Source organism: Streptomyces sp. Root1310, assembly GCF_001426425.1.
Lineage (GTDB): Bacteria > Actinomycetota > Actinomycetes > Streptomycetales > Streptomycetaceae > Streptomyces.
Window position 1 is genome coordinate 128,467 of sequence record NZ_LMEQ01000023.1, and the last position, 20,435, is coordinate 148,901.

The window sequence follows — 20,435 nt, forward strand, 5'->3', positions numbered from 1 at the left end:
GCTCACCGTCCCGCACCGAGGTCGAACACGATCCGGGCCTTGACCTCGCCGCGCAGCACCTCGTCGATGGAGTCGTTGACGGAGGCGAGGGGACGGGCCTCGTAGACGACCTCGGTGCGGCCGGCCGCGTGCAGCTGGAGGACCTCGGCGAGATCCTGCCTGGTGCCGACGATCGAGCCGATCACCGAGGTGCCGTTCAGGACGGTGTCGAAGACGGGGACGCGGACCGTGCCGTGCGCCGGCAGGGCCACCATGACCAGCTTGCCGCCGCGCCGCAGCCCGGAGTTGACGGCCTCGAAGGCCGCGTCGTCCACCGCGAGCGCGATGGCCGCGTGGGCGCCGCCGTGCCGCCTGAGCGCCTCGCCGACGTTCTCCTTGCGGGCGTCGATGACGATGTCCGCGCCGAGTTCGGCGGCCAGCCGGAGCTTCTCGTCGGTGACGTCGATCGCGGCGACGGTGGCGCCGGCGATCTTCGCGTACTGCACGGCGAGGTGACCGAGTCCGCCGATCCCGGAGATCGCGACGAGCTGGGCGGGCCTGACCCCGGCGACCTTGAGCGCCTTGTACGTCGTCACGCCCGCGCAGGTCAGCGGGGCGGCCTCCAGGGCGCTGATGGCGTCGGGCACGGGCTGCGCGAAGTCGGCCCAGGCGAGCATCTTCTCGGCGTGGCCGCCGTCGCAGCCGTAACCGGTGTTGATCTGCTGCTCGCACAGCGTCTCCCAGCCGGACAGGCAGTGCTCGCACCGCCCGCAGGCCCTGCCCAGCCAGGGCACGGCGACCCGCTGCCCGAGGGCGAGGTGGCTGACGCCTTCGCCGAGCGCCTCCACCAGGCCGACGCCCTCGTGCCCGGGGACGAAGGGCGGACTGGGCTTGACCGGCCAGTCGCCCCGGGCCGCGTGGATGTCGGTGTGGCACAGCCCCGACGCCTCCACCCGGACGCGGACCTGGCCGGGGCCGGGCTCCGGGTCGGGGCGCTCCTCGATGACCAGGGGCTCACCGAACGCTCGTACGACCGCTGCCTTCATGGTTCTCTTCTCCTCGCGGGTGATCGGGAGTGGTCTCGGCCGGGTCAGCCGTGGGGGACGACGGCGACGGGGGCGCTGGAGTGGTGCAGGACGGCGTGCGTGACGTGCCCGATGTGGGCGCCGAACGGGCTGCGGCGGATCCGCCGGCCCACGACGACCAGGGAGGCCTCATGGGAGGCGTCCACGACGTGGACGGCCGCGCTGCCGTAGCGGGACGCTTCGACGACCTCCACGTCCGGGTACTTCTTCCGCCAGGGCCGCAGCACCTCGGCCAGCGCCTCGGCTGCGCCGAGTGCCAGTGCCTCGTGCAGCGCGGGGTTGGCGGGCGTGCCGTACGCGTAGTAGGGCGGCGGGTTCCAGCCATGGACGACCCGCAGCGACGTCGCGCGGCGCTCGGCCGCGTCGAAGGCGAACTCGATCAGTGTCTCGTCCGGGTGCTCGACGTCGAGTCCGAGCACCACGGGCCGGAAGGGTGTCGCGGCGGAGGGAACGCCTGCCGGGTCCGTCTCGTGCTCGTCGGCGGCGACTTCCAGCGCCCGCACCAGCACGACGGGGCGGTCCGTGCGGGCGATCGCGGAGAGGCCGACCGAGCCGAGCATGAACCCGCCGATCCCGCCGAGGCCTCGCGAACCCAGGACGAGCAGTTCGGCGCTCTTCGCCGCCTCGGCCAGTGCGTTGCCCGGGTGGCCGGAGACCTGCTCGGTACGCACCTCGACGCCGGGATGACGCAGCCGGACACCCTCCGCGGCCTCCCGGGGAATTCTCTCGGTCCAGTGCTGATGGGTCTCGGCGCCGAGAAGCGGTGCCTGTGCCATGGGCTCCGGCACCGGTTCCCAGACGTGGACGATCTTCAGGGGCAGGCCGCGCAGCTTCGCTTCGCGGGCCGCCCATTCGGCGGCTGCCCGGCTCTCCCGCGAGCCGTCGAGGCCTACGGTGATGGTGCGGAGCATGATCTCCACCTCCTGGGGTGAGGGATCCGATTCCAGAGTCGTCTTCGGCCGGTTCCTCGTGCAGGGGCCACTGGTCCCGGATCGGGACCGACCGACCCCCTGCACGGCTCGGCGCGGCGGGCCGGTCGACGGGCCCACCGTGCCGTCGGTGTTCAGCGCAGCCAGCGGTGGTCGCGGACGAGGGGCAGCCTGGCCCAGAGCCGGCCCGCGCCCAGGGTGTCGCCGGCGGCGGCAGCGGCCAGGACGATCAGGGCGGCCGCGTAGATGAGGTGGTAGTCGACGAACGGGTTCGTCGACATGCTCGGCGAACCGTCCGAGAGGTGCTTGGCCGGCGGCCACTCGGCGATCCACATCAGCGCCATCATCGCGGTCCCGGCGAGGGCGGCGAGCCGCAGCGCGACCCCCGCGACGAGAGCGAGGCCGATGCCCAGCAGACCGAGCATGAACAGCCAGTTCGCCCACGGGTCACCGGCCCAGGCGTGGAAGGTTGACTCCATCGGCCCGACGGCGACGGAGCCGAGGAAGCCCTTCGTCGGCGATCCGCCGTCGATCCAGCCCTTGCCGGACGGGGTGGCGTAGCCGAGACCGAAGGTCTTGTCGAGGAAGGCCCACAGGAAGACGAACCCCGTGAGCAGGCGCAGGGACGCGAAGGCGTAGGCCCGCGCGGTGTGCGTGCCGGTGTCCGCCGACACGGCCGTCTCGGTCGCGGAGGCGGTCCGGTTCCTGCGCAGCGACGGCAGGTGGAAGCCGGAACTCCGGTGCGGGTGCTCGTGCAGGGCCATGGTCGTGGTTCCCTTCCGGGGAGATCGGGTCGGTGCCTGACATCCCTTACTCTGGCCGCGCGCACCGGTCGGCGGCGGATGCCGAAGGTCCGTGTCCACGGGGCCGAACGGCCCTGTTCCGCAAGTCCGTTGGGCCGCGTGCGGCACGCCGGGCACGTGGGCTCTCGGCGTGGCTCCCACAGCCGGTGGATCATGAGGGCAGACGACGGAAGGCGACACATGTCCAAGGCCTCGGGCAGACACGTCCCGCAGTGGCGCCGGCTGGCGCCCGGTCTCGTCGCGCTCCTCGGCTACCGGCGCGCGTGGCTCACCGGCGATCTGCTCGCCGGGGTGACCGTGGCCGCCTATCTGGTGCCGCAGGTCATGGCCTACGCGGGCGTGGCCGGCCTGCCGCCGGTCACCGGCCTGTGGGCGATCCTCCCCGCCCTCGCGCTGTACGCGGTGTTCGGCTCCTCGCGGCTGCTGTCGGTCGGCCCCGAGTCCACGACCGCCCTCATGACGGCCACCGTGGTCGCACCGCTCGCCGCCGGGCACCCGGGGCGCTACGCGTCGCTCGCGGCGGCGCTCGCCGTCACGGTCGGGCTGCTGTGCCTGGTCGCCCGGGCGGTGCGGCTGGGCTTCCTCGCGGACCTGCTGTCCCGCCCCGTCCTGATCGGCTATCTCGCGGGCGTGGCGCTCATCATGATGGTGGACCAGCTGCCCAAACTCACCGGCGTGCGGACGACGGGCGCGGAGTTCTTCCCCCAGGTGTGGTCCTTCCTCGTCCACGTCCCCGACGCGGACCCGGCGACCGTCGTCTTCTCCGCCGTCGTCCTGGTGTTCCTCTTCGTGACGGCGCGTTACGCCCGCGCCGTGCCCGGCCCGCTGGTCGCCTTCGTCCTCGGAACCGCCGCCGTCGTGGTCTTCGACCTCGACGGGCGGTACGGCCTCAAGGTGATCGGCGAGGTGCCGGGCGGCCTGCCGGGCCTCGCCGTCCCGGACCTGAGCGAGCTGCCGCACCTCGTACTGCCGGCGCTCGGCGTGCTGCTGGTCGCCTACACCGACTTCATCCTCACCGCGCGGGCGTTCGCCGGACCCGACGACGAAGGCTCCGGGCTCGACGCCGACCAGGAGTTCCTCGCCCTGGGCGCGGCCAATCTGGGCGCCGGGGCGCTGCACGGCTTCCCGGTGAGCAGCAGCGCCAGCCGCACCGCCCTGGCCTCCTCGGCGGGCGCCCGCAGCCAGGCGTACTCGCTGGTGGCCGGAGCGGTGGTGCTCGCCGTGCTGCTCTTCCTGAGCCCGCTGCTGGCGCGGACTCCCTCCGCGGTGCTCGGCGCGCTCGTCGTCTACGCGGCGGTGCGCATGATCGACCTCGCCGGCTTCCGGCGGCTCGCGTCCTTCCGCCGCCGGGAACTGCTCCTGGCGCTCGGCTGTCTCGCGGGTGTGCTCGCCCTCGACATCCTGTACGGGGTGATCGTGGCCGTGGGCCTGTCGGTGGCCGAGCTGCTGACCCGGGTGGCGCGTCCGCACGACGCCGTCGAGGGTCTGGTTCCCGGGGTGGCCGGCATGCACGACGTCGACGACTACCCGCAGGCCCGGACGATCCCGGGGCTGCTGGTCTACCGCTACGACTCGCCCCTGTTCTTCGCCAACGCGGAGAACTTCCGGCGCCGGGCCCTGGCCGCCGTCGACGAACAGAGCGAACCCGTACGCTGGTTCGTCCTCAACACCGAGGCCAATGTCGAGGTCGACATCACCGCGCTCGACGCGGTCGACGCGCTGCGCCGCGAACTGACCCACCGCGGCGTCCTGTTCGCCCTCGCGCGGGTGAAGCAGGACCTGCTGGACGACCTGGAGGCGTACGGCCTCGCGGACACGGTCGGCAGGGACCGGCTGTTCCCCACACTCCCGACAGCCGTGGCCGCGTACCGCGCGTGGCTCGGCCGTCAGTAGGCGGCCACGCCCCGCTGCCTGAAGCGCTCGCGTACACCACGGGTCAGGGCCGGGCCGGGCACCGGTGTGTCGCGCAACGGGAAGGGGATGCCGAGGGCCTCGTACTTGGGGGCTCCGAGTTTGTGGAAGGGCAGCACGTCGACCCGCTCGACCGTGCCGAGCCCCGCGACGAAGTCGGCCAGGGCGTCCACGGACCGCGGGTCGTCGGTCCAGCCGGGAACCAGTACATAGCGGACCCACATCGGGACACCGAGGCGGTCGAGGCGGGTGGCGAAGCCGAGGGTGGGGGCGAGGCGGCCGCCGGTCAGCTTCCGGTAGGTGCCGATGTCGAAGGACTTGATGTCCAGCAGCACCAGGTCGGTGTCGGCGAGGAGTTCGTCGGAGGCACGGGCGCCGAGGAAGCCGGAGGTGTCCAGAGCGGTGTGCAGGCCGGCTTCCTTGCAGCGGCGCAGCACCTCGGCGGTGAAGGCCGGCTGGAGCAGCGGCTCTCCCCCGGTGATCGTCACCCCGCCGCCCGCGGTGGTGATGAACGCCCGGTACTTGTCGATCTCCGCCATCACCTCGTCCACCGTCGTCTCCCGGCCGTCCCGCATGTGCCAGGTGTCGGGGTTGGCGCAGTACAGGCAGCGCAGGGAGCAGCCGCTGACGAAGAGGACGAACCGGGTCCCGGGACCGTCCACGCCGGTGGACAGGTCCCAGGAGTGGATCCGGCCGGTCGTCACGGCCTTCACAGCGTTCCGTGGAAGGTGCGGCTGATCACGTCGAGCTGCTGCTCGCGGGTCAGGCGGACGAAGTTGACCGCGTATCCGGAGACCCGGATCGTCAGCTCCGGGTACTTCTCGGGGTGTTCCATCGCGTCCTGAAGCACCTCCCGGTTCAGTACGTTGACGTTCATGTGGAAGCCGCCTGAAGCCATGTAGGCGTCGAGGATGCCGACCAGGTGTCCGGCACGCTCCGCCGGGACGTGCCCGAGCCCTTCCGGGGTGATGGTGGTGGTCAGCGAGATGCCGTCGCGGGCCTGCTCGTACGGCAGTTTGGCGACCGAGAGCGCGGAGGCGGCCACGCCGTGCCGGTCACGGCCGTTCATCGGGTTGGCGCCGGGGGCGAAGGGCTGCCCGGCGCGACGCCCGTCGGGGGTGTTGCCCGTGTGCTTGCCGTAGACGACGTTCGAGGTGATGGTCAGCACCGACTGGGTGTGTTCGGCGTCCCGGTAGGTGGGGTGCCTGCGGACCTTCGCCATGAAGGACTCCACCAGGCCCACGGCGAGGGCGTCGGCGCGGTCGTCGTTGTTGCCGTACGCCGGGAACTCTCCCTCGGTCAGGAAGTCGACGGCCAGTCCGGTGGCGTCCCGGACGACCTTCACCCGGGCGTACCTGACGGCGGACAGGCTGTCGGCGGCGACGGAGAGCCCCGCGACACCGCAGGCCATGAAGCGGTGCACGGGATGGTCGTGCAGGGCCATCTCGATGCGCTCGTAGGCGTACTTGTCGTGCATGTAGTGGATGACGTCGAGGGTGTTGACGTACGTCTCCGCCAGCCAGTCCAGCACCCGGTCGTAGGCCGCCGACAGCTCGTCGAAGTCCAGGTACTCCCCCGTCAGCGGAGGCATCGCGGGGGTGACCTGGTCGCCCGTCATCTCGTCCCGGCCGCCGTTGACGGCGTAGAGCAGCGCCTTGGCGAGATTGACGCGGGCGCCGAAGAACTGCATCTCCTTGCCCACCGCCATGGCGGACACGCAGCAGGCGATCGCGGCGTCGTCGCCGTTGCGGGGGCGGATCAGTTCGTCGGACTCGTACTGGACGGCGCTGGTGTCGATGGAGACCTGGGCGCAGAACTTCTTGAAGCCGGCGGGCAGTCGCGGCGACCACAGCACGGTGAGGTTGGGCTCGGGGGCGGGGCCGAGGTTGTAGAGGGTCTGGAGGAAGCGGAAGGACGTGCGGGTGACCAGCGTGCGGCCGTCGTCGCCGATGCCGCCGATGGACTCGGTCACCCAGGTCGGGTCGCCGGAGAACAGCGCGTCGTACTCGGGGGTGCGCAGGAAGCGGACGATCCGCAGCTTGATCACGAAGTCGTCGATCAGTTCCTGGGCGCCCGTCTCGTCGAGGGTCCCCGCGTCCAGGTCCCGCTGGAGGTAGACGTCCAGGAAGGTCGACGTGCGGCCCAGCGACATGGCGGCGCCGTTCTGTTCCTTCACGGCGGCCAGGTAGCCGAGGTAGAGCCACTGCACGGCCTCGTGCGCCGTGCCCGCGGGACGGGAGACGTCGCAGCCGTAGGTCGCCGCCATACGGGTCAGCTCGCCCAGTGCCCTGATCTGCTCGGCGAGTTCCTCCCGGTCGCGGATCACGTGCTCGCTCGACGGCCGCCCGTCCAGCAGGGCCTTCTCCGCCCGCTTGGCCTCGATCAGCCGGTCGGTGCCGTAGAGGGCGACGCGCCGGTAGTCGCCGATGATCCGGCCGCGGCCGTAGGCGTCGGGCAGCCCGGTGATGATGCCGACCTTGCGCGCGGTCCGCATGGCGGGCGTGTAGGCGTCGAAGACACCGTCGTTGTGGGTCCTGCGGTAGGTCCCGAAGACCTTCGTGACGAACGGGTCGGCCTCGTAGCCGTACGCCTTGAGGCCGTTCTCCACCATGCGCAGACCGCCGTTGGGCATGATCGCGCGCTTCAGCGGGGCGTCCGTCTGGAGACCGACGATCAGTTCGCGGTCGCGGTCGATCCAGCCGGGCGCGTGCGAGGTGATCGTCGACGGCGTCGCGGCGTCCACGTCGAGGATGCCGCGCGCACGCTCCTCCGGGAACAGCGAGCCGACCTTCGCCCAGACGGCCCGGGTGCGGTCCGTGGGCCCGATCAGGAAGGAGGCGTCACCCTCGTACGGGGTGTAGTTGGCCTGGATGAAGTCGCGGACGTCGATCAGCTCGCGCCAGCGCGTCCCGGCGAAGCCTCGCCCGGCCACGGTGTCCCGGTCGCCGGCTGTCACGGTTGCGGTCATCGCCGTTCCTCTCCTCGGTTCGTGTCCTGCGCTTCGATGCTCGTCGTGCGTGATCGTCGCGGGGAGTGCCGGACAGCGCCCGGGAGACGGGCCGTCCGGCCCCGGGTCGCGTGGGCCGGACGGCCCGGTCGCCGGCCGTTCCTGTCCGTCCCCCGTCCCCCGTCAGCCCGCCGCGAGGTCCGGGCGGACCAGGGTGCCCGACCGGCCGTGCACGATCTCGTACGCCGCGTCCAGCGCCCCGATGGCGGCGAGGCCTCCGGTCCGCTCGACGAACCGCGCGGCGGCCTCCGCCTTCGGCCCCATGGAGCCCTCGGGGAGACTTCTGCGGCGCAGCTCGGCGGGGGTGGCGTCGAGGACGGGCCGCTGGGCGGGGGTCCCGTAGTCCTCGTACACGCACGGGACGTCGGTGAGGACGAGCAGGAAGTCGGCCTTCAGGTCCTCGGCGAGCAGGGCGGCCGTGAGGTCCTTGTCGACGGCGGCCTCCACGCCGGTCAGCGCGCCGGTGTCGTCGTCCGCGGTGACGGGAACGCCTCCACCGCCCGCGCAGATCACGAGGGCACCGCTGTTCAGCAGCTCGTGGACGGTGTCGGTCTCCAGGATCCGCTCCGGCGCCGGGGAGGGGACGACACGACGCCAGCCGTTGGTGTCACGCGCGATGTGCCAGCCGCGCTTCCGGGCGAGGGCGCGGGCCAGGTCGCGGGAGTGGACCTGGCCGACGAACCTGGTGGGCCGGGCGAACGCCGGGTCGTCGGCCCGTACGAGGGTGTGGGTCACGAGCGTGACGATGTGGCGGCCGGGCAGGGCGTCGTGCAGGGTGCAGGCCAGCAGGGAGCCGATCATTCCCTGGGTCTGGGCGCCGAGCAGATGAAGGGGGTACGGGGCGGTGAGGGCCGGGTCGCTCGCGCTCTCCGTGGCGAGCAGACCGATCTGGGGGCCGTTGCCGTGGGTGAGGACGATCTCGTGCTCGTGGGCCAGGGCGGCGAGGGCGGTGGCGACCCGGTCGATGTTGGCCTGCTGGACCGCGGCATCGGGGCGTTCGCCCCGGTGCAGCAGGGCGTTGCCGCCGAGGGCGACGACGATGCGCATGGCTTCAGTCCTCCAGGGTGGCGACGAATACGGCCTTGCTGGTGCGCGGCCGGTTCTCGGTCTGGCCGAAGACGATCGGCGCGGGCGAGGATAAGGCGTCGTCGGTGGCTTCGGGTCCGTCCGGGCCGTCGTGGTCGAAGCGGTCGTGACCGAGGTGGGTGCGGCGTCGTGCTGGGCCGGCATGCGGTGCGTCGCATGCGCGCCGCGGATGAGTCGATCCGAGGACGATGCTCGTCCGCCACGCCGGATGAGGGCAGCGGCCACTCGGCCCCGCGGAGGTACCGAAGGTCCCGACGTGAGACATCCCCACAGCCCCGACCCGCGCCGGGTACCGGCGGAACAGCGCCTGCCTGAGCTTCCGTCAGCGTCCGGACTCCGGGCGGACCACGGGTGCGGCAGCCACGAGACGACCAACCGCTCGGCACCCGAGAACTCCCCTTCGGTGCCGTACGGCGCGTTCAAAGGACCAGGTGGCCCATGGCCTGCCCGCGGAGCCCGGCGGACGCTTGCCTCGCAAGCCCGTACACCCCGCTGCGGAGGCACACCATGAACGCTCCCCTCACGCCCGGCCCCGGCCTGCTGCGCGCGCTGTCCGCCGAACACCGCCGGCGGCTGCTGGGAATCGCCCGGGAGGTGTCCATCCCCCAGGGAACGCGCCTGTTCGAGGAAGGCGGGCGCGCCGACCGTTTCTGGATCATCCGTACCGGAACCATCGAGCTCGACATGCATGTGCCGGGCCGCCGGGCCGCTGTCATCGAGAGCCTCGGGCACAACCAGCTGGTCGGCTGGTCCTGGCTCTTCACGCCCCACGTCTGGCACCTGGGCGCGGAGGCGAGCACGCCGGTGCGGGCCTACGAGTTCGACGCCACGGCCGTCCGGTCCATGTGCCAGGACGACCCGGCACTGGGCAACGACGTCGCCCGGTGGGTCGGTGAGGTGCTCGCCCACCGTCTCCACGCGGCCAGGACCCGGCTCCTGGACCTGTACGCCCCGTACGGCGCCGGCAGCACCGTCTGACCCGGCGCACCGACAACGCACCACGCAACGGAGGTGTGTCCATGCACGGCACCCCACACATCGTCAGCGATGTCATGACCCACACGGTCGCCGCGATCGGAAGCGGGGCGACCTTCAAGGAGATCGTGCGGCTGATGCAGGACTGGAAGGTCAGCGCCCTGCCCGCCATCGAGGGCGAGGGCCGTGTGATCGGCGTCGTCTCCGAGGCCGACCTGCTGCCCAAGGAGGAGTTCCGCGACAGCGACCCCGACCGGTACACCCAACTGCGCCGGTTGTCCGACCTGTCGAAGGCCGGTGCCGTGACCGCGAAGGAGCTCATGACCTCCCCGGCGCTCACCGTCCACCCGGACACCACGCTCGCCCAGGCCGCCCGGACCATGGCCCGGGCGAAGGTCAAGCGGCTCCCCGTCGTCGACGCCGTGGGCCTGCTCGAAGGCGTCGTCAGCCGTGCCGACCTGCTCAAGGTCTTCCTGCGCGCCGACGAGGAGATCGCCGAGGAGGTACGGCGCGAGATCGTGTCCTACCTGTTTCCCCCTCCGAACTCGAACGTGCGCACAGAGGTGCGGGACGGTGTCGTGCGGCTCGTCGGCCGGGTCCGGGACACCTCCCTGGTACCCGTGGCGGCACGGCTGGTCCGCGCGGTGGAAGGGGTCGTGGACGTGGAATTCGACCTCACCCGGCACGGAAACCCGACGGACGCACCCGCGGGTGTCACCGAGAACGAGCCTCGCGGGACAGCCTCCCCTTGAACCGGACCGAAGGGGACCGCACGGGAAGGGGGGCGCCGGAAGGGCGGCGCCGGTAACGGGCCCGCACGGGAAGAGGACCGCACGGGAATGGGGCCGGTCGGCCCTAGTGTTGTCGGCCCGGGCGCGTGATGATCGGCATCATGGACAGCCCGCAGCCTGTCCTCCACCGGGGAACGAGGGGTCGCCACCATGCCTGAGCCACGCGCCTTCACAGAGCAGAACCCGATCCGGGTGTTCCTGCTGGACGACCACGAGGTCGTCCGCCGCGGCCTGGCGGACCTGCTCGACGCCGAACCCGACATCTCGGTGATCGGCGACGCCGGCACCGTCGACCACGCGCTCGCCCGCGGCCCCGCGCTGCGCCCCGACGTCGCCGTCCTCGACGTGCGCCTGCCGGACGGAGACGGCATCTCGGTCTGCCGGGAGCTGCGCAGCCAGATGCCGGAGCTGGCCTGTCTGATGCTGACCTCGTTCGACGACGAGGAGGCCCTGCTCGACGCGATCATGGCCGGCGCCTCCGGCTACGTCCTCAAGCAGATCAAGGGGTCCGACCTCGTATCGGCGGTCCGCACGGTGGCCTCGGGCCAGTCGATGCTGGATCCCGCAACCACGGCCCGCCTGATGCGCTCGCTGCGCGCCGACCCGGCGGAGACCCCCGCCGTGCCGTCCGAACTGGCGAGCCTGTCACCGCGCGAGAGGGACATCCTGGCGCTGATCGGCGAGGGCCTGACCAACCGTGAGATCGGCAAGAAGCTCTACCTGTCGGAGAAGACCGTCAAGAACCACATCTCCCGCCTCCTGGCCAAGCTCGGCGTGCAGCGCCGGGTCCAGGCCGCCGTCCTCGCCTCCCACCTGGAGCACCCGGCGGCGGGCGAACCACGGACCAGGTGACGCGGACGGGACGCATCGCAAACCCCCCGGCGGCCTCCTCGTCCGTCGCCGCGGCCCGGCTCCGGCCTCCCTCGTGACCCGCCGGACAGTCCTCAACGGCGCGCGGTCTGCGCGGCGAAGCCGTCGAGCAGGGAGAAGGTGCGCGCGGGCTGTTCGAGATGGGGCAGGTGACCGGCTTCCGGCACGACTTCGAAGCGGGCGTTGCCGAACGCCGCGGCGTACTCCTTGCCGTAGGCCGGGGTCACGATGCGGTCGCTCTCGCCCCACAGGACGAGGGTGGGGGTGGTGACGGCCGCGAGGCGGGGGCGGAGCGCGGGGTCGCTCATGGCGGGGCCGCCGGAGAAGACGCGCAGGGCCGCCATGTTGGCCCGGAGGACGGCCAGCCGCTCGGCCGGGACGGTCGCCGGGTCGACGTAGAAGCGCTCGGAGTCGTGGTACGCGTACTCGGCCACGCCGCGTGCGTCGAGCGTGAAGAAGTCGCGGACCGGTTCGCCGTCGACCTCGATGCCGACCGAGTTCACCAGGACGACCCCGCCGATCAGGCCCTGCGTGTCGGCCGTGGCCAGCTCGGCGGCGATCCAGCCGCCGAGCGAGGAGCCGATGACCAGGACATCGGACAGACGGCGCTCGCGCAGGAGGCGGAGATAGGCGGCGGCGAGGTCGGCCACGCGGGTGAGGTCGTCAGGCCGGGGAGTGCCGTTCCAGCCCGGGTGGGTGGGGAGCAGGGTGTGGGCCGTCGCGGCGAAGTGCTCGGCGATCGGGGCGACGGTGGCGGGGCCACCGCCACCGTGCAGGACGAGGACGGGGCGGCCGGCGGCGGGTCCGGATTCGGTGAGCGTCAGTTCGGGAGTCATGGCGAGGACAGTAACTAAGGATGTTTATATAAGCAAGTTTAGTCAGAGTGCTAGCCTGATGGGCATGTCCGTCGAACCACAGATCCTCGGAAGGGCCGTGAAGGCCGTCCAGTACCGCCAGCACCGAGCGCTCGATAGCCGCCTCGCGGCCGTCGGCAGCACGCTCGCGCAGTGGGACGCGCTACGGGCGATCGGCCGCACACCGGGCTCCAGCGCACGGGAACTGGCGGCGGCGACGTTCCAGAGCGAGCAGGCGTTCGGCACGCTCGCCGGACGCCTGGTGGCGCAGGGACTGGTGGACCGGCGTCCCGGGCGCGGCCGGCGTTTCGAACACCACCTCACTCCCGATGGCGAGCGGATGCTGGAGGCGGGCCACGAGGTGGCGGACTCGGTGCTCGCGGAGTGCTTCGAGGGCCTGACGGAGGCGGAGCGAGAGGCGCTGCTGGACCTGCTGCGGAAGATCGAGGAGCGCTGAGAGGAACACGGAGACGTCACCGTCCGGGTTCCGGGTTCCGGGTTCCGGGCGGGGAAACGGCGCCCGGACGGGCGGGTGTCGGACCTCCGGTGCCCGGCCGGGCTCACGCCGCGGGAGGGCGGCCCCCATCGGGCACCGTGATCGTCAGTTGTCCGTGCCCGCCGCCCAGAGCACGGTGTCGCCGGACGTGATCACGACGTTTCCGTCGGCCCGGAACACGAGGGCCGCTCCCGGGTGACCATCGGTCCGCGAGGCCCACACGGGCCGTCCGGCACTGTTGTAGACGACCAGGTTGCCGTCCGGCTGGAAGCGGGCGGTGTTGCCCTCGCCGCTGGTCATCGCGGCCCAGCGCGCCTTGCGGTCCTGGTCGTAGATCACCAGGTTGCCGTCCTGCTGGATGATCAGACTCCTGGCGCCGCTCCCGACGGACTCTCCGGTGGCCAGCTCGAACGGGGCCTGCACGACCTTGGGTGCCGCGTCCCCTTCCTGGGGCTCCTGGCTCTTCCGGGGCTCGGACTCCCCGGCCTCCTTGGACTTCTCGGCCTCCCGGGGCTCCCGGGTCGAGGCGGACGTCTTGTCCGAGGTCGCCGGCCCGGCCGCGCCGGAGGAGTCGGCCGAGGACCGCTGCGTACCGAAGTGGACGGCGGCCACCACGGCCACCACGACCGCGACCGCCGCGACGGCCGTGGTCAGCAGCCACGCGGGCCGAAGGCGCCGGCGGGGTTCAGACGGGGCGGCGAGGACGGTGTCGGACCTCGTCGTCCTCGTGGCCGCTTCCTGACCGGCGGCGGCCACCGTGGGATGCTCCGCGAGGTCGACCAGGGTGCGCGCCGCGTGCTCGGTATCCGTCAGCTCTCCGGCGAGAACCGCGGGGCACTCGTCGGACCAGCGCCCGGTCCTGCCGCCGCTCTCCTCCAGCCACGCGCTCAGCCGGGCCGCCGTCGGACGCCCGGCCGGGTCCTTGGCCAGACACGCGGCCAGCGGCGGCACCAGCTCCGGGGGGACGCCCGCGAGGTCGGCCTCCTCGTGGACCACCCGGTACATCAGGGTGGCCGCGGGGATCTGCTCCCCCGCGCGCGAGAACGGGCCCCGCCCGGTCGCGGCGTACACCAGCGTGGCGGCCAGCGAGAACACGTCGGCGGGTTCGGCCGCGACGCTGCCGATCGCCTGGTCCGGTGCGAGGAAACCGGGAGAGCCCACGGAGACACCGAGGCGGGTGTGGCGACTGTCGTCGGCGGCCCGTGCGACACCGAAGTCGATCAGCCGCGGCCGGTCGCGGGCCAGCAGGACGTTGCCGGGCTTGACGTCCCGGTGCGCGAGGCCGGCCTGATGCACGGCCTGCAGGGCACCGCACAGTTCGGCGGCGAGGGCGAGCAACGCGGGCTGCGGCAGCGGACCGTGGGCGGCGACCCAGTCGGCGAGCGACGGCGCGGGCACATACTCGGTGGCCAGCCACTGCGGGCGCCGGCCCGGGGCGCTGTAGTCGACGACGGTCACGGTCCACGGCGACCGGACGCGGTCGCTGTTGCGTATCTCGCGGGCGAACCGCTCCTCGAACCCCGGCTCGGAGCTGAGATCGTCGCGGATCGTCTTCAGCGCGAGCAGCCGGCCCGAACCCGTACGGGACAGGAACACCTGCCCCATGCCGCCCGCGCCGAGCCGGCCGAGCAGCGGATAGCCGCCTATGGATGTCGGGTCCGAAGGCTGAAGGTTGTTCATGACGACTGTTCCCCGGAAGTGTGCGTCAGCGCTCGAACCCACGCGCTGGGCCTTGGCTTGCGTGCTGGTGAGCAGGGTGGTCCGCGCTCGCCAGTATGCCGGACGGGTTCACCGTTCGCGCTTATCGCCAACTCGCCGACACCGAGCAGAAGTTGTGCCCGGACGGGGGCTTCCCGGCCCCGTCGGACCCGACCGCCGGGGCCCGGCGGACATCGCGAACCCGGCAAATAGCCGCACGACTACGGGAGATGACCCGGCCTCCCCCACCCGGCACGGCACCGGAAGCCGGGTGACACCGGCTCGGCGGAACGTCTGCGCACCCCGCACGCCCCGCCCGGCCCCCACCCCTGTGCCCCGGAGCTTCCCCGCTCCTGCCCCGCCAGACCCGGACTTCGACCCTCGGACTGCCCTCGGGTTCCTTCCCGCGGCGCCACTGAATTCGGTTGTTCAGGGTCAGTTCGCTCCTGTCGAGAGCCGGCCCGGTCCCGGCGAGGGAGCCGACGAGGATGTGCGCAGGTACTGCGGGGGTGGCCCTTGCCCGCCGGGCACGGTGTGCGCCGCGGTGGATCAGCCGGGGCCGCCTGGCCGTGGCACGCCCTCTGGCGGCACCGGCGCGCATCCGCACAATGGACGACAGGACAGGGCTTGAGCGGCCGTGGACGGGGCGGGGGTTCGCGTGGAACCGGACGGCATGGACCTGGAACTGTCGGAGGCGATCGCCGCGGTGCGTGCGGGGCTCCTCGGGGCCAGGGCCGAAGGCGCGGGCAGCGAGGTGAGGTTCGTTCCCGAAGAGGTGGTCCTCGACATGTCGATCGAACTGCGTCACAGCACGAGGGCCGGCGGCGGGGTGAAGGCCTATGTGCTGTCGGCCGACGCCGGGCGCGAGTCGGCGGGGTCCCGGACGCAGCACATCACCGTCCGGTTCCGCGTGACGGACACGGAGGGCGGGGAACTGCCGGTGCGCGATCACGTGGGCCGGGATCGGCCGCGTCGGCCCGGAAATCACTGAGCGGGGCCTGTCGGACCGGGCATGACGGCGTGGCCGCACGGCTGAAGAGCAGGATGGGGGGGGAGAGGCGTGACCTTCGACGCGTGGTCGGTCGTGGAGGTTCTCGGGGAGGGCGGTTCCTACGGATCCGGGTACGAGGTGGATGCGGGCGTGGTCCTCACCGTGGGTCACATCCTGACGGACGGGGTGCCACGCCGCGAGCCGACCTCGGCGATGGTCAGGTTCATGTACCCGGGCGCCGACGATTGGTTACAGGCCCATGTGATCTGGTACGACGGCCCCCTGGACGCCGCACTGCTGATTGTGGCCACGGACCGTTCGTTCACCGCCCCGGTCCGCTACGGGGAACTCACCGGCGCCGATCCGCAGCACCCCGTGGCGTGCGGGGTGATCGGCTTCCCCCAGGTTCAAGCGACGCGGCACGGACGGGACTCGATGGGCGTCTCGGGGACCATCGACGCATCGACCCAGAGGTTCAACCGCCGATACCAGATCGCGCTGGCCCCTCTGGAGAATGCCGAGGACTGGCGCGGCATGTCCGGCGCGGCCGTCTTCTGCGGTCCGCTGCTCATCGCCGTGGTACGCAGCGTCCCGGAGGGCTTCCACGCGGGACGGATCAATGCCGTACCCGTCGGTCGGCTGCTCCGGCGCGCCGAATTCCGCAGGGCGTTGTTCGGGACCGGATGTGTGGAGCCCGCCCCCGGACAGGACGAGCCGCACTCCGCTCTCCGGGCGCCGTGCGGCCCGGAGTGCGAGGTACCCCCGCTCGAATCCGTCGAGCTGGAGCCCTTGCTGGAGGCTCCTCCCCGACCCGGCCCGCGGGCGTTGACGGCGCCCCACGAGGGCGGTCCGTCGGTCTCCTACCTCCTGCACCCGCGCGTCCGGACGGTGCCGTTCATCGGGCGAGGCCCAGAACTGCGCCGCCTGAGTGCGTGGGCCGATTCGGACCGTCCGTTCGACGCCATGGTGGTGACGGGCGCGATGGGAGCCGGGAAGACACGGCTCGCCGTCGAGCTCGCGCAGCACCTGGACGACGACTGGGTCACCGGATTCCTGCGGACCGAACCGCCCGATGCCTCGCCCCCACCGGCGCTGTACCCGCTCACCACCAGCACCCGCCCCCTCCTGCTGGTGATCGACTACGCCGAGACCAGGCCGGCCTGGGTGGAACCGGTCCTGCGCGCGTTGGCGGAATACCGCGGCCGGGCGCGGGTGCGGCTGCTCCTGCTGTCCCGGGTGGCGGGTCAGTGGCAGGAGGACGTCCTGCGACGGTGCGAGCACCTGGGTTTCCCCGTGGGCGCGGAAAGATCGATCCGGCTGGGGGCACTGGAGCCGCACGAGCACGACGCGACGCTCCCGCCCCTGAGCAGGGCAGCACACGCCTTCGCACGTCGGCTGTACGTCCGCCATCCGCTGTTCGATCTCATCGAACCAGCCGTCGAAGGGTGGCTTCCCGTCAATCCGCTCAGGGATCCGTTCACCCTCGGCCTGGCGGCCTGCGCGGCCGCGATCAGCGCGTTCGAGGGTGCCGCCCCAGGCCAGGCGGCACCGGTGTCGCCCTACGAGGTCGTCCTGGCCAGGGAGGAGCGGTACTGGATGCGCGGTGCCGAGGCATGCGGATTGCCCAGCGGCCGTGAGACTTTGCCACTGCTCAGGACGCTCGTCGTCACGCAGGCCCTGTGCGGCGCCCGGGACAGGCGTGAGGCGGCGGCCGCGGTCAGGGCGGGCCGCAGTGCGCACTACCGGCACTGGGGAGCCGATGCCCCGAGCCCCGACCGGCTCAGGACGCTGCACTACCTGTTGAGTGCCCTCTACCCTTCTCAGAACGACGAGTGGGGTCACCTGGGCCCGCACGCCCTGTCCGCGCACCTGATCGACTCCGCCGAACGCCACGATCACGGCTTGACGCGGTCGATCCTCACGGCTCCCGAGCTGGCCAGCGACCAGCGCCGGCGGGGACTCGAAACGGTACTGCTGGGCGCATCCCACCGTCCTGAGCTCATTGGTCTCGGGCGCGAGATCGCCGACGCTCTGGGCGAGAGCCTGCCACCGTGGTTCACGGAGGAACCACATGTTCCCCCCACCCCCGCAGCCGATCTCGTCCATCCGGACCGGTTCGACGCCGAGCCGGAACTGCACGACAACACCGGCCTGGACGAAGAGACCTACCCCCTCGACGACCTCGGACCCTTCGACGGCACCAGCCCGGACAGCGGGCCCTGCAGTATCGGCAGCACCGGTGTCCGCGACAACACCGACCTGGGCGGACTACCCGAAGCGACCGACGGATCGGACGGCCCGGACGAACCCCCCGTCCCAGGCGTCTGACTCTGAACACGACGGCACGGCGACACCCACGCATCGTGCTGACGCGCAGCCGACCGTGTGGTCAGACTCCGGATGCGCGGCGCCGACAAGCCGGTGGCCAGGCCGGGGACGTGCCGGACGCACCCGCGCACCCGCGCGCCCGATCACCGCGATCACCGCGATCACCGACACGGTGGCCGACGTATCCGGCTGACACGGCATCAGGTGGCGGTCGGCCCGCCGGCCGTCCCCGAGGGCGCTCCGGCATCGGCGGCCAGGTCGCCTGATCCTCGGCGCGCACAGCCCGAAACTCGCCGACCTGCGTGCCAGGCCCCGGAGCGGAGCTCCGGGGCCTCGGTGGAGTGGTTCAGCCCTGTGTGCGGGACGGGAGTCGCCATCCCGGGCGCGGGAAGTGGCAGGTGTAGCCGTCGGGGTAACGCTCCAGGTAGTCCTGGTGCTCGGGCTCGGCCTCCCAGAAGGGCCCCACCGGCTCGACCTCGGTGACGGCCTTACCCGGCCACAGCCCGGAGGCGTCCACGTCCGCGATGGTGTCCTCGGCGACCCGCTTCTGCTCGTCGTCCACGTAGTAGATCGCCGAGCGGTAGCTGAGGCCGATGTCGTTGCCCTGGCGGTTCTTGGTGCTCGGGTCGTGGATCTGGAAGAAGAACTCCAGGAGCGCGCGGTAGTCGGTCTTCTCGGGGTCGAAGAGGATCTCGATGGCCTCCGCGTGGGTGCCGTGGTTGCGGTACGTCGCGTTCGGCACGTCACCCCCGGTGTATCCGACCCGGGTCGCCGTCACACCCGGGAGCCTGCGGATCAAGTCCTGCATCCCCCAGAAGCATCCGCCCGCAAGCACGGCCCTCTGCGTCTGCGCTGCCATCTCAGCACCTTCCGTATCTCTCGTCCCGGCCACGCGAGCCGCTCGCTCGCACACCGTCGACGTACCAGCCTCTGTGGATACAACAGCACGTGAGAGGCCTGAACAATTCCGTGCCCGCACAGTCGGCCGGAGGCTGACATCGATTCGATGTCAACATCGAATCGATGTGCGTGCGAGGATGGACGCATGTGGGAACTGACGATCCTGGGCTTCCTCGCCGAAGGCCCGCTGCCCGGTCATGAGCTGCGCCGCAAGGTCACCCAGCTGATCGGTTACACCCGCCCGGTCAGCGACGGCAGCCTCTACCCGGCGATCGAACGGCTGGCCAAGGCTGGACTCCTGGTGCGCCAGGCCGATCCCCGTGCCGGGGCCGCCCGCTTCGTCCTCAGCCTGACCGAGGCCGGTCGCGCCGACATGCTGGAGCGCCTGCGCACACCGGCAGACCACGAGATCACCGACTTCACCCGGTTCCTCACCCTCCTGGCCTTCCTCTCCAAGCTCCCGGACGTGGGGGAACAGCACGCCGTGCTGCGCCGCCGCCTGGCCTTCCTGGAGGAACCGGCCAGCTTCTTCTACGACGGAGAGAGGCCGCTGCGCGCCGAGGAGGTCGACGATCCGTACCGGCGCGGCGCACTGCTCACCGCCCGCGCCGTCAGCCGCACCGAGCGCGCCTGGCTCCGCGAGGTCCTCGGCGAGGAGCCGCCCGAGGACGACCCCGCCCCCTCCGGCCCATCACCCCGACCCGCCGCCCCAACCACTACGGGAGATTCCGCATGATCGCGTCCTGGTACGACGGACAGGGGCCGGCCGACGAGGTCCTGCGCGTGGGCGAGCTGCCCGACCCCCTGCCCGGCCCGGGCGAGGTCCGCGTCCGCGTGACCGTCTCCGGCGTCAATCCCGGCGACACCAAGAAGCGTCGTGGCTGGCTCGGCTCCTCGATGCCCTACCCCCGGGTCATTCCGCACAGCGACGCCGCCGGTGTGGTCGACGCGGTCGGGAACGGGGTCGACGCCCGCCGCGTGGGGCAGCGGGTGTGGGTGTACGGCGCCCAGTCCTACCGGGCCTTCGGCACAGCCGCCCAGTACACCGTCGTACCCGACCACCAGGCCGTCCGGCTGCCCGACCACCTCGGCGACGAACTCGGCGCGAGTCTGGGCATCCCCGGCATCACCGCGCACCGTGCCGTCTTCGCCGACGGGCCGGTCGACGGCAGGGCCGTGCTCGTGCACGGCGTGCTCGGCGGCGTCGGATCACTGGCCGCCCAGCTCGCGCACTGGGGCGGCGCCACCGTCATCGGAACCGTACGGCGCGGTGCCGACCTGGACCGGGTCGACCCGGCCGTCGTCGCGCACGCCGTCGCCCTGGACCGCGACGACCCCGTCGCGGCGATCCGCGCCCACGCGCCCGACGGCGTGCACCGGATCGTCGAGGTGTCCCTGTCCGCCAACGCGGACCTCGACAACGCGGTCTCCGCGCTCGACGCCGTCATCGCCGCCTACGGAACCCACGCCGACCGCACCGAACTGCCCTTCTGGCCTCTGCTGTTCAACAACGTCACCGTGCGGCTGCTGGGCAGCGACGACTTCCCGGCCGCGGCGAAGCGGCAGGCCGCCCGCGAGCTGACCGCGGCGGCCGCGGCCGGTGCCCTCACGGTCGGCATCAGCAGCCGCTTCCCGCTGGCGGACATCGCCGAGGCCCACGACCGGGTGGACGCGGGCGGACGCGGCCGGGTCCTGATCACCGTCCCGGGCCGCCTTTAGCCCGGGAGCAGAA

General features: G+C 72.1%; 18 protein-coding genes. 9 read left to right on the top strand and 9 right to left on the bottom strand.

Annotated elements, in window-relative coordinates:
* Window positions 1-2 precede the first annotated feature (2 nt).
* From ASD48_RS24720 to ASD48_RS24730, 3 genes are all read right to left on the bottom strand, one after another.
* A complete protein-coding gene (locus tag ASD48_RS24720; RefSeq protein ID WP_057603904.1) occupies window positions 3-1,025 on the bottom strand; it encodes a zinc-dependent alcohol dehydrogenase in 1,023 nt (340 codons plus the stop codon).
* Between the two features lie 44 nt (window positions 1,026-1,069).
* On the bottom strand, window positions 1,070-1,975 hold the full coding sequence (locus ASD48_RS24725) for a universal stress protein (RefSeq protein WP_057604340.1): 906 nt from the start codon (window positions 1,973-1,975) through the stop codon (window positions 1,070-1,072).
* A gap of 152 nt (window positions 1,976-2,127) precedes the next feature.
* Window positions 2,128-2,757, bottom strand: coding sequence for a DoxX family membrane protein (locus tag ASD48_RS24730; protein ID WP_057603905.1), 630 nt, complete (start codon window positions 2,755-2,757; stop codon window positions 2,128-2,130).
* Between the two features lie 219 nt (window positions 2,758-2,976).
* On the opposite strand from ASD48_RS24730, the gene sulP reads away from it, so the two are divergent.
* A complete protein-coding gene (sulP, locus tag ASD48_RS24735) occupies window positions 2,977-4,689 on the top strand; it encodes a sulfate permease (RefSeq protein ID WP_057603906.1) in 1,713 nt (570 codons plus the stop codon).
* Here sulP and pflA read toward each other — a convergent pair.
* The 3 genes from pflA to ASD48_RS24750 form a co-directional block, all read right to left on the bottom strand.
* Window positions 4,683-5,420 carry a pyruvate formate-lyase-activating protein gene (gene pflA / locus ASD48_RS24740; protein WP_079073967.1) on the bottom strand — a complete coding sequence of 246 codons (738 nt, stop codon included), beginning with the start codon at window positions 5,418-5,420 and terminating at the stop codon, window positions 4,683-4,685. The two genes, sulP and pflA, sit on opposite strands and share 7 nt — an antisense overlap.
* Entirely contained in the window at window positions 5,417-7,675 is a 2,259-nt protein-coding gene (pflB, locus tag ASD48_RS24745; RefSeq protein WP_057603907.1) for a formate C-acetyltransferase, read from the bottom strand. The genes pflA and pflB overlap by 4 nt, the downstream gene beginning before the upstream one ends.
* 162 nt (window positions 7,676-7,837) lie before the next feature.
* Window positions 7,838-8,761 carry a carbamate kinase gene (locus ASD48_RS24750; RefSeq protein WP_057603908.1) on the bottom strand — a complete coding sequence of 308 codons (924 nt, stop codon included), beginning with the start codon at window positions 8,759-8,761 and terminating at the stop codon, window positions 7,838-7,840.
* A 546-nt stretch (window positions 8,762-9,307) separates the two neighbouring features.
* Here ASD48_RS24750 and ASD48_RS24760 point away from each other — a divergent pair.
* The 3 genes from ASD48_RS24760 (at window position 9,308) to ASD48_RS24770 (ending at window position 11,418) form a co-directional block, all read left to right on the top strand.
* Entirely contained in the window at window positions 9,308-9,778 is a 471-nt protein-coding gene (locus tag ASD48_RS24760; protein ID WP_057603910.1) for a cyclic nucleotide-binding domain-containing protein, read from the top strand.
* A gap of 41 nt (window positions 9,779-9,819) precedes the next feature.
* On the top strand, window positions 9,820-10,527 hold the full coding sequence (locus ASD48_RS24765) for a CBS domain-containing protein (RefSeq protein ID WP_057603911.1): 708 nt from the start codon (window positions 9,820-9,822) through the stop codon (window positions 10,525-10,527).
* Between the two features lie 189 nt (window positions 10,528-10,716).
* The gene (locus ASD48_RS24770) at window positions 10,717-11,418 is read left to right on the top strand and encodes a response regulator transcription factor (RefSeq protein WP_057603912.1); all 702 of its coding nucleotides are present in this window, start codon (window positions 10,717-10,719) and stop codon (window positions 11,416-11,418) included.
* Between the two features lie 92 nt (window positions 11,419-11,510).
* On the opposite strand, the gene ASD48_RS24775 is transcribed toward ASD48_RS24770, so the two are convergent.
* Window positions 11,511-12,272, bottom strand: a complete 762-nt coding sequence (locus ASD48_RS24775) for an alpha/beta fold hydrolase (protein WP_057603913.1) — start codon at window positions 12,270-12,272, stop codon at window positions 11,511-11,513.
* A 64-nt stretch (window positions 12,273-12,336) separates the two neighbouring features.
* Between ASD48_RS24775 and ASD48_RS24780 the strand changes: the two genes are divergently transcribed.
* Window positions 12,337-12,747, top strand: coding sequence for a MarR family winged helix-turn-helix transcriptional regulator (locus ASD48_RS24780; protein ID WP_057604342.1), 411 nt, complete (start codon window positions 12,337-12,339; stop codon window positions 12,745-12,747).
* A 144-nt stretch (window positions 12,748-12,891) separates the two neighbouring features.
* On the opposite strand, the gene ASD48_RS24785 is transcribed toward ASD48_RS24780, so the two are convergent.
* Entirely contained in the window at window positions 12,892-14,466 is a 1,575-nt protein-coding gene (locus tag ASD48_RS24785; RefSeq protein WP_057603914.1) for a protein kinase, read from the bottom strand.
* Window positions 14,467-15,157: 691 nt separating this feature from the next.
* Between ASD48_RS24785 and ASD48_RS24790 the strand changes: the two genes are divergently transcribed.
* Both ASD48_RS24790 and ASD48_RS24795 read left to right on the top strand, forming a co-directional pair.
* Complete coding sequence (locus ASD48_RS24790; protein WP_057603915.1) at window positions 15,158-15,475, top strand: trypco2 family protein; 318 nt, start codon at window positions 15,158-15,160, stop codon at window positions 15,473-15,475.
* A gap of 69 nt (window positions 15,476-15,544) precedes the next feature.
* On the top strand, window positions 15,545-17,803 hold the full coding sequence (locus tag ASD48_RS24795; RefSeq protein WP_057603916.1) for a serine protease: 2,259 nt from the start codon (window positions 15,545-15,547) through the stop codon (window positions 17,801-17,803).
* A gap of 346 nt (window positions 17,804-18,149) precedes the next feature.
* Here ASD48_RS24795 and msrA read toward each other — a convergent pair whose 3' ends face one another.
* Complete coding sequence (msrA, locus tag ASD48_RS24800; protein ID WP_057603917.1) at window positions 18,150-18,662, bottom strand: peptide-methionine (S)-S-oxide reductase MsrA; 513 nt, start codon at window positions 18,660-18,662, stop codon at window positions 18,150-18,152.
* A gap of 186 nt (window positions 18,663-18,848) precedes the next feature.
* Between msrA and ASD48_RS24805 the strand changes: the two genes are divergently transcribed.
* Together ASD48_RS24805 and ASD48_RS24810 are read left to right on the top strand one after the other, a co-directional pair.
* Window positions 18,849-19,439, top strand: coding sequence for a PadR family transcriptional regulator (locus ASD48_RS24805; protein ID WP_057603918.1), 591 nt, complete (start codon window positions 18,849-18,851; stop codon window positions 19,437-19,439).
* Complete coding sequence (locus ASD48_RS24810) at window positions 19,436-20,422, top strand: NADPH:quinone reductase (RefSeq protein ID WP_057603919.1); 987 nt, start codon at window positions 19,436-19,438, stop codon at window positions 20,420-20,422. Before ASD48_RS24805 ends, ASD48_RS24810 begins: the two co-directional genes overlap by 4 nt.
* Window positions 20,423-20,435: the final 13 nt, after the last annotated feature.